The sequence below is a fragment of the Colwellia sp. BRX8-7 genome, from assembly GCF_014077275.1.
Classification (GTDB): domain Bacteria; phylum Pseudomonadota; class Gammaproteobacteria; order Enterobacterales; family Alteromonadaceae; genus Colwellia_A.
The window spans coordinates 71354-85575 of record NZ_JACGVP010000012.1; the positions used below are offsets into that span (position 1 = coordinate 71354).

Genomic DNA, 14222 nt, shown 5'->3' on the forward strand with positions numbered 1-14222 from the left:
TTATTAAATTGATTATCGATTGATTTAATAAGTTCTTTTAAGAAAAAAGAGAATAATAATGAACCAATATTCAGTTTATCCGTGCAATGTTAATTCAATGCTAAAGAATATCAGCTTTAAAAGTCGACTGTTTCTAATGAGTTTGCTGAGTTTGTTAATAACGACACCTACTATGGCAGGTTGGGAAGTTAACTATATAGATACTTTTTCAGGAGACAGTGTTAATTGGCAAAATTGGACGGCCCAAGTCGATGCTAATTTTAATAACGAAGTTCAATGTTATACCGATGATGATAGTTCCATTGATAAGAACTTTGATGTCTCTGATGGCACCTTAAAAATAATCGCCAGAAAACAGCAAACTAATTGTGTAGGCTTGAATAATCAATCTAGAGATTGGACCTCCGGTCGAATTAACGGTAAAGATAAACGTGAGTTTCTCTATGGCAGAATAGAGTCAAGAATTCGTTTTCATAACCTTGAAAGGGGTTCTTGGCCGGCGTTTTGGATGTTAGAGAATCGTATTGCTGAAAGCCCCCGTAAAAATGATGATGACTTTGTTAACTGGCCCAACCCAGGTGCTGGCGAGATTGATGTCTGGGAATGGTTTGCCAATAGTCCTAGCACTTATATAACTAACTTTTTTAATACCGGTGGGGGATCTTGTGGTAGTGAAGTGAGATTTGCTTATCCAAATGGCGCTAATGATGTACTCGATTGGCATGATTACGCCATTGAATGGGATGAAAACAACATATCATTTTATATGGATGATACCTTAGTCACTGCGCATAATGTATCGAATTGTCCACAATATAAAGAACCGATGTTTGTTTTACTCAACGTTGCTATGGGGGGAAATCTAGGTGGGGCGATAGACCCAAGTCTGCGCAAAGTAACCATGGAAGTGGATTATTTAGCGCATTGTAGTGCTACCAATCAAAATAATGCCCAGCGCTGTAATGAAAATACGCCCGCTGTTTATGCTGATGATGATAACGACGGCATAGAGAATAGCCTTGATCAGTGTCCAAATACTCCATCAGGAGAAAGTGTTGATGAAAAGGGCTGTTTCGAAGAGATAGTTAATATATCTCCTGAAGTTTCTTTGTCGATAACACAGAATAATGTGGCGGTGTCATCAGTTGATATTAGCGGAGGTTTAGTCACAATATCTGCTAACGCCACCGATGAAAATGCTGACGATATCCTTTCTTATGTTTGGCTTATATCCGGTACTATTCCATCACCTATTATCGACGGTGGTCTTGTTAGTTTTGATCCCTCTTCTATGGCCGGCGGGAATTCATATCAAGTAGACTTGACCGTAACTGACAACGGTAACCCAAGACTTTCAGTAAGCAGCACTATTAAATTTAGCGTTAACAACATGCCGCTTGACGCTGGCGATGATGATGAGAGGGGGAAAAGTAGTGGTGGTTTATTCAGTTATTTACTACTGCTGATGTTGATAGTATTTAGGCAGAAGTATCTTAAACAAAATATGTTCAATTAGGAGAACTTTTAATAACAAGGTTGATTTATTAGGATATCAGTATTAACACCGGCAGTGGTTAGTTATAATATTGATTGAATAAGTTGCTGATGCAGCATTATTTTATTTATTTGATGTTCTGCTTTCAAAGTAACTCGTGCTGACAAGTTTTAAGCGATAGTGTGTTCTTTGTTAACTTATTATCTAACGAATATAGACAATCCACACTAGAAATATACCTAAGGGCAGGACATAGATTTGACTATAAAGTGGCAAGATCTCATCGAAAAAGCATGGAATGATAGAAAAATCTTAAATGAATCAGATGAATTTGATTCTTGGCGTGTTTTCCATGGTTACACCGAAGGAGCGCCGGGTGTAGTTATTGAAAAATTTGGCACTATGGCCTTGGTCGAATTTAAAGACGATATTCGTGAGGACCTTGATGTAATCAAAGATGCACTATTACAGTGTTTTCCCTTCACGCTTATTATGGCAAAAGGTGATCAAACTCTCGGGTTACGCTTGAAGAATAGAATGTTCTCGCTTCATGGCGATATTGCTGATGCGCCAGAATTTACCAAGGAATACGGGGTCTATTATAGTTTGCTTGCCGATACGATGCATAATTGTGGTTTATATCTGGATGCACGTCCCGTTCGTAAGTGGTTAGCTAATAATAGTGAAGGCCGTCGTGTATTGAATTTATTTTCATTCACGGGCAGTTTGGGTATAGCGGCTTTAAAGGGGAACGCGAAGGCCGCAATTCACCTGGACAGATCGAAAGCGTTATTACCGCGTATTGAAAAAAGTTACGAAAAAAATGCTATGGACTTTGGCACTCGCAGTTTTATAAAGGGTGATATCTATAAGCATTTACCTAAGGCAATAAAAAGTGGTCAGCAGTTCGAAGGCATTATTTTAGATCCACCGCCAACCGTTTATAAATCACCTTATGCAGAGCATCAGCCTAAAGGGCAAGATTTTTCTAAATTGGTGAGTATGTGTTCAAAGCTTTTAAGTCAGGGCGGTTGGTTGATTTGTTTATTTCATCGTTATGATGCAACGTGGGATGAGTCAGATGCCGAGATTATTGAATCATCTGGCCATAGTTTGAAAATGTCAGAACGCTTTACCAGTGAGTGTGATTTTCCCGATGATAATGTTGACCGCAAGTTAAGAGTGACTGTATTCGAAAAAATTTAAGATAGATAATACTAACAAGTCATTACTCCTCATATTTGAGAGGTAATGACTTGTTTAATACTTTGCTGCTGTACAATAATAAATTGCAGACCTTTGGTGAACAAGGTATGCAGAAAGTTTTGTGGATTTTTGCTGTCTAGTAGAATCAATAATATCAACAAATCAGTTTAACGCGCTCATCATTAATTTTAGTTATTATTTTTTGACGTTACATGTGAGCTATTACTTATTTTCTTGAAAAGAGATGAAAATAGTTTATGTCTTCAATTGCAGGTGTGTTACTAAACTTACCCGCGAGTGATCGCTTAGCCGTTAAGGTACTTGTCATCAGAAGACAACCGTTTAACGTTAGCTTTTAATTTATCTACTGGCTTAAAAGTATTAAATCAACAAGGAATGAACCTATGACCAATCCTTTGATTATTAACATACTGGGATATTTAAAAAAACAAAACAGTGCTTGTTCCATAATTGATTTAGTCAATCTTTGCCAACAGGATTTCTTGCTACTGATAAAAAAGGATGTTGACCCTCAAATTGCCATATTTCAAAAGAATTTTTTTGTTATGAATGCGCTTTATCAAATTCAACGAGATATTAAAAGTGAGGGTTTTTTACTGACTATTTTCCCATTAGAAATTTGTTTAGTGCCAAATCATGCTGCAGCTAAAGCTAACTTGGCTATGCGCGATACTGATCTAGCCCATTACTATTTAAACTGGTCTAACTTAAATAACATTACCCTTGCAGAAGTGGAGTTACTCTTTTCCCGTTTTTGGCAAAGATACCGCGCAGTAGATAAGGTTTCTGCTGCTCTGACGACGTTAGGGGTAGATAAAAATATTGATTGGTTTGGGATACGTCGGGCCTATCAGAAGAAAGTTGCCATTACTCATCCCGATAAAGGTGGCTGCGCGGCCGATTTTATCGAAATTCGTCAAGCTTATGAGGTATTAAGTTGGCGCTATCATCGCAAAGACTAATTTTACGGTTGGTGATATTAAACGACGTGAATAAACTGATATGTGTTGAATTGCAAAAATAGTTTTTAATATCTGTAGTTGGATAGCCAAAGCGCACATTTTAGACGGAGAGGGATGTTAGTGCTGATTGATTTTAAAGCGACTTAGTGCTAAGTTTTGTTGATAGAATGCGCTTGTATAACGATAAGCCTTCTAATCATCAGTTAATGAAATGTGTTCTCAACACACGACTCTATTATGGATATATTACGGGTAATGCTATTGACTGAGATTTATTAATTTCCCGGTAAGATATTCAAGATAATACTTAACTTATACTCACGACATGAAGAATAAAAATTAATAATATGAAATTAAGAATTACCTTTTATCTGCTATTAACTTTTGCATTTATTCATAGTTTTCCATCAGTTTCACAAGAGCTGGGCAATGAGCCGTTAGGTGTTATTACTGTTGTTGCCACTGAAGATAACTTGCCCTTTAGTTTTAAGCTTCCCAATGGCAATCCTAGTGGGCTTTATGTTGAGTTTTGGCAGCTCTGGTCTAAAACTAACAATATTCCTATTCGCTTTGTTTTATTGCCCTTTGAAGAAAGTATAGCGTTGCTCAAACAAAAGAATACCTTACATGTTGGGCTCTTTCAGAATCAGCAACGACAACAGTGGGCTGATTTTTCCTTACCTATCCATAATGTACAAACCGGTATCATTTATAATCGCTCAATTGACAAAAAATCTAAGCTAAGAGAATTAAGTGATATTAAAATAACCAGTCAATATTTTAGCTTTCAAGAGTCCTACCTTAAGGAAAATTTTGCTAGCTTTGAGCAATCAACGTATAAAAACTTTGATGATGCTCTCGAGAAGTTATTAGATAATGAGGTTCAGGCTGTTGTTGCTGAGTTACCTAATGCCTTTGCACAAATAGCGAAAAAAGGCTTAACTGGAGTATTCACTATTTCTGAAGAAATTATTGTTTCTAATAATGTCTTTGGGGTGATAGCAAAAGGTCAACCTGAATTATTAGCTAAAATTAATGCTGGTATTGAAAACATTCCCGTTAATAACATTATTGAATTAGAAAAACAGTGGCTACCCACCTTAAAACCATTTTTTCAAAAATCATCATCTGTTGCTAGTTTAACGGATAACGAAAAAAAATGGCTGTCAGAAAATAATTCTTTTAGTTTGGGGACTGACTCTGCATTTCCTCCTTTTGAATTTAATGATGAATTGGGTGAACATAGCGGAATATCAGCAGATTACATGTTGTATGCAAAACAACAACTGCAAATAAATTTAACACCAACAGTAGGTAAGAGTTGGGGGGAAGCGCTAGAGGAATTTAAACTTGGCAAAATTGATGTCATGTCTTCAATTTTTTATACAAAAGAAAGAGCTGAATATATAAATTTTACTGAACCCTACTTTGAAATTTCTCTCGTCATTGTTAGCAAGAAAAACGCTTTTTATGCTGAAAGTTTATCGTCATTACAAGGCAGGAGGTTAGGTCTAATTAAAGGCTATGTTTATAATGAATTGATTAGTCGAGATCACCCCAGTATTAAAATTGTAGATGTTTTTTCGGTTGAAGACGGACTTAAAAAATTACAGTCAGGGGAAATTGACGCTTTTGTTGATTCTATTGCCGCGATTAATTATGAAATAAACAAAAATAAAATTAATGACCTGATTATTACCTCCTTTACCCCTTATACACTTGAATTATCGATGGCGGTAAGAAAAGGGCTTGAACCCCTTATTCCTATTTTAAATAAAACCTTTGCTGCGATGAATGAAAAAAAACGTTCTGCTATCGCAAATAATTGGTTATCGGTACACGTTCAATCGGGTACTGAATTATCAACCATTCTCGTCTGGGCATTACCGATAACCTCATTGTTCATTTTGATTATTTTAGTGTTTTTTCGCATGAATAAAAAACTCAAAATAGAAATTGATGCACGAGTGATCAATGAAGAAAAACGCATTACCGCCCAACAAGATTTGGCTGCACAAAAACAAGCGATGGATGAACATTCGCTGGTCCTTGTCATCGATATTAACGGTATTATTAGCTACGCCAATGATAAGTTTTGCGCCATTATTGGCTACAACCGTAAAGAACTCATCGGTAAAAATCATAATATTCTAAATGCTAATAACCAGTCAAAATATTATTGGCATAAGATTTTTGCGGCGATTTCTAAGGGGAAATATTGGCATGATGAGGTGCGTATTAAAGCTAAAGAGGGACAATGCTATTGGGTAGACACTACGATTGTACCACTTTACGATAAAAATAAATTACTCAGTGGTTATACTTATATCAGTACTGATATTAGCCATCAAAAAGAGACGATTATTCGCTTAGCTGAAGCCAAAAAACAAGCTGATGTTGCTAATGAATCAAAAACCGCTTTTTTAGCTAACATGAGTCATGAAATCCGCACACCGATGAATGGCGTCATCGGCATGACTAGCCTCTTACTTGATACGGCTCTAAATCCAGAACAACACAATTTTGCGAAAACAGTAAAAAATAGTGCCGAGTCATTACTGTGTATTATTAACGATATTCTTGATTATTCAAAAGTTGAAGCGGGAATGTTAGCGCTTGAACCACTTGAATTTGATTTAGAAGTATTGCTCCACGACCTTGCTACCAGTCTCGCTTTTCAAGCACATAACAAGGGTTTAGAGCTAATTTGTCCGGCTAATGTTTTACCCGCTCAGTCATTTATTGCAGACTCTGGGCGTATTCGTCAAATACTCAATAATCTTATCGGTAATGCGATAAAGTTTACAGAGCAAGGCGAGGTTTCAGTCCATTGCAAAGTACAAGAGCAGACTAAGCAGCACACTAAATTCCTCTTTGAGATATCTGATACTGGCATTGGTCTAACGTTAGCGGATCAAAACAAGCTATTTGAACGTTTTAGCCAGGCCGATGGTTCAACGACCCGTAAATATGGTGGCACCGGATTGGGACTATCTATAAGTAAACAATTAGTTGAATTGATGGGCGGCGAGATCGGACTGAAAAGTGTTGACGGAGAAGGCTCTACATTTTGGTTTAGTATAAATATTGCTAATGCTGATAACATGCGACCCAAGAAAATTTATGACAATTTACAGAATCAAAAGATACTGGTGGTTGATGATAATTTAACTAACCGGACTTTGTTAGGTTTATTACTGACCAAGTGGCAAGTCGAGCATACCCTAGTAGATAGTGGAGATAAGGCATTAGAAAAACTGACCCAAGCTAGAATACAAGGAACTCCTTACCATATTGCTATTTTGGATATGCAAATGCCTGAAATGGATGGGCTTCAACTAGCAACTAAGATTAAAGCCGATAGCGATATTTTTTCAACAACACGTTTATTAATGTTGACCTCACAAGGGCAACGTGGCGATGCTGAAAGATTAAAAGCGGCTGGTTTTAACGGATATCTAAACAAACCTGTTGATCAGTCGATTCTCTACAATACCTTAATGACCATTGCTGGCGTTAATTCCCAACAGCAACCTTTGATCACGGCGTTTAGCGCTCGTGCACTTCCGCAGTTCAAAGCAAGGGTTCTTGTTGTAGAAGACAATGCTATCAATCAAAGAGTCGCACAAGGTTTGTTGAGAAAATTTGGTGTGCAAGTTGACCTAGCGGCTAACGGTGAAGAAGCACTAAATTCGTTACAAAACTTACCTTTTGATTTAGTCTTTATGGATTGTCAAATGCCCGTAATGGATGGCTATGAAGCGACTAAAAAAATTCGTCTTCCTCAATCTAAGGTACTTAATAGCAATATTCCGATAATCGCCATGACTGCCAACTCAATGCAAGGTGACCGAGAGAAGTGCTTAGCCGTAGGAATGGACGACTTTATTGCTAAACCTGTGAACCCTAACAAGCTACAAGAGGCATTGAAACGCTGGCTACCCGAATATTAAGCGTTCGTTATGCAAGTAGTTAAAAATAAAAAGAAAGGTTAGTTTATATTTATCAAAGTCAAAATTAATCTACTCTGTGAAATATTGATATTGACCGAAAATACAATACTTGTCAGCGATTACACTTTTTTGTGCCAGAGTCTCAAGTCACGTATATCTTCATTATCTAAATTTAGTGGTAATCGTGGTAATAAATCAAAAATCACCACCAATTGCTAACCATCTAACATGATACGGGCTTTTACTTGAGGCAACTTCCAGATGAAGTACACTGGAATTATTGACAACATTAATAACACCAATTGCTCAGCTTCATTGAGTGGCAATAGTTGTAATAAATATACAATAACTGCTGAACCACTCATTTGTACAAATCCTAACAGCGCTGAAGCTGAACCTGCCTTTTCACCAAAAGGTGCTAGAGCTTGTCCTGCACAAGCTCCCATCAGTAATGAAAAACCAAGTGAACTGATCATTATTGGTAACATAAAAGCGGCAGGCGTTTGCCAAGCTAATAACGTTAACATTAACAATCCGGCCACAATCAGCAAAACCATACCAAAACCTATGGTTACCCGCGCACCAAATTTAACTAAAACCTGAGGAGCCAAAAAACAAGCGACAATATTAATGACAGCATTGAGACTAAACCAATAAACAAAACTCTGCTGATCTAACCCCAATCTCACCATTAACCAAGCAGGAGAACTCGTTACGTAGGCAATAATAATTGCCATTGATAACATCACCACCAAAGCATTAAAAAGAAAGACAGGGTGTTTCGCCACCGTAATAAAATGCGCCAAGCTGATAAGGTTTTTAGAGGGTATGGTATGCGTGGGCCTGGTTTCTTTGAGGGTAAAAAACAAAATAAAACCGGCAAAAACAGCATATCCTGTCATAAATTGAAAGTTACTTCGCCAGCCAAAATACTCGGTTAAAACATTACCCAGTAATGGTGCAAGCGCAGGAATACAGCATATAGCACTGTTTAAATAAGAGTACATCACGCCACTTTCTATTGCGTTGTATTTATCACGGACACTGGCAAAGGCGGCTACAACAATGGCGCAAGCACCAAAGCCTTGTACTAAACGACTAAGGAGAAAAAACGTTAAGTTATCTGCATAAGCACAAAGAAGAGAAGCCAAGCCATAAATAATTATACCAGCCATCGCAACGGGGCGACGACCATATCTATCAGCGAGTGGGCCACTTATCAGTTGACCAAAGCCCATACTTAGAATGAATATCGTTATGCTCCATTGAATTTCCTTCATGGGAACAAGAAGTTCTTCAGCCATAATGGGTAAAGCGGGTAAAAATATATCTATGGCTAAAGGGCTAAAAATAACCATTAAAATCAGCAGTGGTAAAAGTTGTCTATTTGTCATTTCAGTCTCAATAATGATGACTGCCTAGTATAAGATATTGGCGTTATTAGCAGAAGCGAATTATCGTTAATTTAATGAAACTAAACAGCATTTCGCTTTAACTATACTTGTTAGTTAATTGTTTGGTGAAAATATCTTTAAGTAGCGTTAATTCATTAGTTCGGACATAGTTAAGTCTAATGATTAAGACAATGGTGCGGTGTGGCCCGGGTTCATTTACATGAATCGCCCGAAGTTCTGACTCGTTCAAGGTCAATGGCTCTAAGGCTATCTGTGGCAAAAGTGTTGTACCAAGTTTTCCTGCAACCATTTGTATCAAAGTATGAGGACTCGCCGAGTCAACATCAGTGTCTTGCTTTTTGTGTGAAGGCTGCAAGCGATAAGCTGCTATGGCATGACCTTTTAAGCAATGCCTTCTTTTAAAAACATCAGCTTATCAATTTCTAACGCTTCACTGGTAATTCCCTGAACTTTATTTGGACACTCATCTTTATGACAGACCCAATAAAAGCCTTCTTGCCAAAAATTGAAACTGATCAATCCCTCAATAGAGTAGGGTAATGCAAGAATATCGGCATCAATTTCACTGGCAGGTACCTTTTCAACAAGTCTATGTGATAGGTCTTCAATAATTTTTAATTGAAAATATTAAACCAGTCATTATGTAAAATAGAACATTATCTTCAATTTAATCAACTATTCAATTCTCCTTATTGTTCTTATGCTAACGATGACATTTTATAAACCCATTATTATAAAAAAGGACTGCACATGTTTAATAAAACCCTTCCGATTGCTGCGGCAATCTCTGTTGCTTTATCTGCAATGGTAATACCTACAACTGCATTCGCGGCCAATGAAGCAAAAACCAATCAGTTTTGGTGGCCAGATATGTTAAATCTTAGCCCCTTACGCCAGCATAGCGCTGAATCTAATCCATACGGCGAACAATTCAATTATGCTGAAGAATTTGCCAGTCTTGATTTAACCCAACTTAAAAAAGATATTCAAACCACACTGACTGACTCAAAATCTTGGTGGCCTGCAGATTGGGGGCATTACGGCCCATTAATGATCCGCATGGCTTGGCACAGTGCTGGTGTGTATAGAGTACATGACGGGCGCGGCGGTTCGTCGGGTGGGCAACAACGTTTTGAACCCCTTAATAGCTGGCCTGATAATGCTAACTTAGATAAAGCGCGTCGATTATTATGGCCGGTTAAACAAAAATATGGTCGTAAAATTTCTTGGGCTGATTTGATGGTGCTTTCGGGCAATGTAGCGCTAGAATCGATGGGTTTTAAAACCTTTGGTTTTGCTGGTGGCAGAACGGATGATTGGGAACCTGATTTAGTTTATTGGGGATCTGAAACGACCATGCTTACTGATAAACGTCGCGATAAAAAGGGTAAATTGAAAGGTCCTCTTGCTGCAGTAGAAATGGGCTTGATTTATGTTAATCCAGAAGGGCCCCATGGTAAACCTGATCCTCTCTTAGCTGCCCAAGACATCAGAATGTCATTTGGTCGTATGGCGATGAATGATGAAGAAATTGTTGCTTTAAGCGCTGGTGGTCATACTTTTGGTAAGGCACATGGAGCGAAAAAACCCAGTGATTGTGTTGGTGCAGAGCCCGCAGCCGCTGATATTGAAGCACAGGGTTTAGGCTGGAAAAACAAATGTGACAGCGGTGTTGGCGCAGATACGATAACCAGTGGCTTAGAAGGTGCTTGGACAACGACGCCAACACAATGGTCAACGAATTACTTAGATAACCTAATGAACTTCAACTGGGTTCTAACGAAAAGCCCTGCTGGAGCTAAACAGTGGACACCTGAAAACAAAGCTGCGGTTAACTTAGTACCGGATGCCCATATCCCTAATAAACGTAATGCACCCATTATGTTTACTACAGATCTTGCTCTAAAAGAAGACCCTGAGTTTCGTAAAATTGTTGAACGTTTTAGAGCAGAGCCTCAAGCATTTGAAAAAGCTTTTGCTCGAGCTTGGTTTAAATTAACACATCGTGATATGGGACCTCGTGCAAGATACGTGGGCAGTGAAGTGCCGAGTGAAGTGCTAACATGGCAAGACCCTATTCCTGCGGTCAACTATCAACTGATTACCAAGCAAGATATTGCTGAGCTGAAAAAGCAAATTACACAGTCAGATTTAACCACTGCTGAGTTAGTGAGAACGGCTTGGGCTTCAGCATCGAGTCATCGTGTCACCGATATGCGCGGCGGTGCTAATGGTGCTCGCATTAAACTAGAGCCACAAAATAGTTGGACGGTTAATAATCCAGCCGAACTTAATAAAGTATTAACAACACTTGAAGTTATTCAAGCTAAATACAATAAGCAATCAGCTAAAAGGCAAGTATCACTAGCAGACTTAATCGTATTAGGTGGCGCAGCAGCTATTGAAAGTGCAGCCAAAAAAGCAGGCACAACAGTAGCTGTACCCTTTATGCCTGGCCGTGCTGATGCAACACAAGCACAAACTGATGTTAAATCATTTAATTATTTAGCACCAAAAGCGGATGGCTTTCGTAATTTTTATACGGATGAAAGTTACCTATCGCCAACAGAGATGTTAGTGGATAAAGCCAATTCTCTTGGTTTAAATGTCCCTGAAATGACCGTGTTGGTTGGCGGTATGCGAGCACTTGATGCAAACTATGATGGTTCATCTTTTGGGGTGTTCACAAATACTCCTGGTGTCTTAACGAATGATTTCTTTGTAAATTTATTAGATATGTCTACCGTGTGGACTAAAGATGAATCTACAGCTGGAATTTATATCGGTGCTGACCGCGCTTCAGGCAAGGTAAAGTGGCAAGCGACACCGGTTGATCTTATCTTTGGCTCGAGCTCTGAATTAAGAGCCATTGCCGAAGTGTATGCCTCAGATGATGCTGACAAAAAGTTTATTAATGACTTTATTAAAGCCTGGGTTAAAGTGATGCAATTAGACCGCTTTGATTTAAAGTAAGCTTGTTTATTTTTAAACTATATCGCTAATACGGCTAAGGCTGTATTAGCTTTTTTAGCAATAACATCTTATAAAAAAGGTAAAGTCTACAACAGACTTTATCTTTACATACGAGTTTTAGGTTAACAGACTATAAGTAGGTTTTTAAAAAGCTTAAGTACTTATTAGATGCTTCAATGCGATTAGCTTTTTTACTAAAGCCGTGACCTTCATCGTCAAAGACCAAATAGTCAACGAAAGTTCCACCGCTTCGAATAGACTCAACCATTTCATCACTTTCAATTTTTAATACTCTAGGGTCATTTTTACCTTGTACAACAAGTACCGGACTTTTGACTTTATCACCGAAGAATACTGGAGAAATACTGCGTAAACGTTCTCTATCTGTACTGGGATCACCTAACTCATCATAAAGAGACTGTCTAAAGGCCTCCCAGTAGGGTGGAATACTTTCTAGCGTTCTGACCCAATTAGTGACACCAAAGATATTGACACCGACAGTAAACTCATCGGTAAATGCCATTGCGGCCATGGTTAAATAGCCACCGTAACTTCCGCCAATAACCCCTATTCTATCTTTGTCGACCCAATCTAAAGTCTGTAAATAATATTTATTATAGACAACATCTTTTAAATCATGGTCACCGTGCTTCTTATCATCTAAATGAAAGAAGGTTTTACCATAGCCACTTGAACCACGGTTATTTATTCTAAAAATAGCGTAGCCGTTATTGACCAAATGCTGAATGGTAGCGGAATAACCCTTACGACTTTGACCTCCTGGGCCTCCATGTATCCATACTAAAGCAGGGACTTTTTGTGTAGCGGCTTGTTTGGGTTTATATAAAATCCCAGGAATTTCTAAACCATCAAAACTTTTAAAGCGGACAATTTCGCCAACAACTAAGTTCTCTTCAATAATATTAGGATTACCTGTGTTAGTTAAGCGCTTAATACGCTTTGATCCTAATTGATGAACATAGAGGTTAGAAGGCGACGTATCTGAATTGATATAAAAAATAACTAAACTGGCATCAGCTGAAAAGTTTACGCCACGTAAATCGCCACTGGGCAATTTAGGAAGTGTTAACGGTTGCTTTATTTTCAGGTCGATAATTTCTATTTTAGTTTGCGCATCGGCATTAACACCAGTGACTTGATAACGGCCATCTTTAGAGAAGTAAGTGAAACTAACGTCCCAATCTGCAGCGTAGTTTAGTGCTTGTGTTTTTGCTTTTATATCATAAGCCCAAGCCTGTTTATATTCGCCAAATTCGTCTGTTGAATATATCAGCCGCTTACTATCACGAGTAAAAGTGTAGGCACTGTGTTCAACATCACCTTGATGCTCAGTTATAAGTGCAGTTAACTCGTCTGCTTTATTTAAGTCGGCTAAATATAAATTGGAGTCTGCATTGCTATTCGTTTTGCTCAAAGCAATATACTGACCATTTGGGCTGATAGTTTCGACTGAATAGCCGGCAGAATTTTGATAAATAAGATCCCTTGAATAATCATCATTTTGATAACGGTATACATCAAAAAACTTAGGGTCCCTTTCATTAGAGGCAACAAAAAACTGTTTATTATCTTCATGCCAACCAACAAAATAAGCTTTTAAGTCTTTACCTGGGGTAAGGTCTTTTATGCTGCCTGATAATTCTCTTACATATAAATGATCTAATTCGTCACCGCCCTTGTCTGCGGTATAAAGAATTCTGTCGTCTTTAGGAAACCAACTTACTGCAAAAGCAGAGTCAACTGTTGACTGAGTTAATTGTATTGGGGCTGAGCCATCAAGTGGCATTTTGTAGGCATTAAAAATACCTGTTTTATCATTACTGATCAAAACCGCACTGGCATCAGCATTAATTGATGAGCCAGAGACTGAGGTTGTTTTAAAGAACTCTTCTGCGCTATAGGTCTCAAAGACAGGTTTTTTTTCTTCGATAACGGCTTGTTTAGCTACTTCTTCGGCGGGTTTAGAACAGGCAAAGAGTAATAGTCCTGTGCAAATTATTGTAATCAATAGCGGAAACTTTATCATGGGTGAAATCCTTTTGTTGCGATGATCAAGAAACTAAGTCAGTTGCTTGTTTTTTGTTCTATACCAGTATAGTGCATAAAATAAAGATTACAGATACGTTAATCAATGATGACAAAGTAGTAAAAATATAAACGTTAACAAGCGACATTT

At 38.0% G+C, this 14222-nt stretch carries 9 protein-coding genes; 5 read left to right on the forward strand and 4 right to left on the reverse strand.

What is annotated here, in order from left to right:
• Nucleotides 1-58 precede the first annotated feature (58 nt).
• The 4 genes from H4J57_RS12990 (at nt 59) to H4J57_RS13005 (ending at nt 7637) form a co-directional block, all read left to right on the forward strand.
• Nucleotides 59-1516 carry a glycoside hydrolase family 16 protein gene (locus H4J57_RS12990; RefSeq protein ID WP_259366855.1) on the forward strand — a complete coding sequence of 486 codons (1458 nt, stop codon included), beginning with the start codon at nt 59-61 and terminating at the stop codon, nt 1514-1516.
• 237 nt (nt 1517-1753) lie between these two features.
• Nucleotides 1754-2701: a class I SAM-dependent methyltransferase gene (locus H4J57_RS12995; RefSeq protein WP_182243231.1), complete on the forward strand. Its 948-nt coding sequence runs from the start codon at nt 1754-1756 to the stop codon at nt 2699-2701.
• A gap of 404 nt (nt 2702-3105) precedes the next feature.
• The gene (locus H4J57_RS13000) at nt 3106-3684 is read left to right on the forward strand and encodes a DNA-J related domain-containing protein (protein ID WP_182243233.1); all 579 of its coding nucleotides are present in this window, start codon (nt 3106-3108) and stop codon (nt 3682-3684) included.
• A 347-nt stretch (nt 3685-4031) separates the two neighbouring features.
• Nucleotides 4032-7637 carry a response regulator gene (locus tag H4J57_RS13005; protein WP_182243235.1) on the forward strand — a complete coding sequence of 1202 codons (3606 nt, stop codon included), beginning with the start codon at nt 4032-4034 and terminating at the stop codon, nt 7635-7637.
• Nucleotides 7638-7852: 215 nt separating this feature from the next.
• On the opposite strand, the gene H4J57_RS13010 is transcribed toward H4J57_RS13005, so the two are convergent.
• The 3 genes from H4J57_RS13010 to H4J57_RS20105 form a co-directional block, all read right to left on the reverse strand.
• Nucleotides 7853-9031, reverse strand: coding sequence for a multidrug effflux MFS transporter (locus H4J57_RS13010; RefSeq protein ID WP_182243237.1), 1179 nt, complete (start codon nt 9029-9031; stop codon nt 7853-7855).
• Between the two features lie 97 nt (nt 9032-9128).
• Entirely contained in the window at nt 9129-9407 is a 279-nt protein-coding gene (locus tag H4J57_RS20100) for a LysR substrate-binding domain-containing protein (RefSeq protein WP_259366856.1), read from the reverse strand.
• A 26-nt stretch (nt 9408-9433) separates the two neighbouring features.
• A complete protein-coding gene (locus tag H4J57_RS20105; protein WP_259366857.1) occupies nt 9434-9571 on the reverse strand; it encodes a hypothetical protein in 138 nt (45 codons plus the stop codon).
• A gap of 231 nt (nt 9572-9802) precedes the next feature.
• Between H4J57_RS20105 and katG the strand changes: the two genes are divergently transcribed.
• On the forward strand, nt 9803-12025 hold the full coding sequence (katG, locus tag H4J57_RS13020; protein ID WP_182243239.1) for a catalase/peroxidase HPI: 2223 nt from the start codon (nt 9803-9805) through the stop codon (nt 12023-12025).
• A gap of 130 nt (nt 12026-12155) precedes the next feature.
• Here katG and H4J57_RS13025 read toward each other — a convergent pair whose 3' ends face one another.
• Nucleotides 12156-14072 carry a S9 family peptidase gene (locus H4J57_RS13025; protein WP_182243241.1) on the reverse strand — a complete coding sequence of 639 codons (1917 nt, stop codon included), beginning with the start codon at nt 14070-14072 and terminating at the stop codon, nt 12156-12158.
• Between the last annotated feature and the right edge of the window lie 150 nt (nt 14073-14222).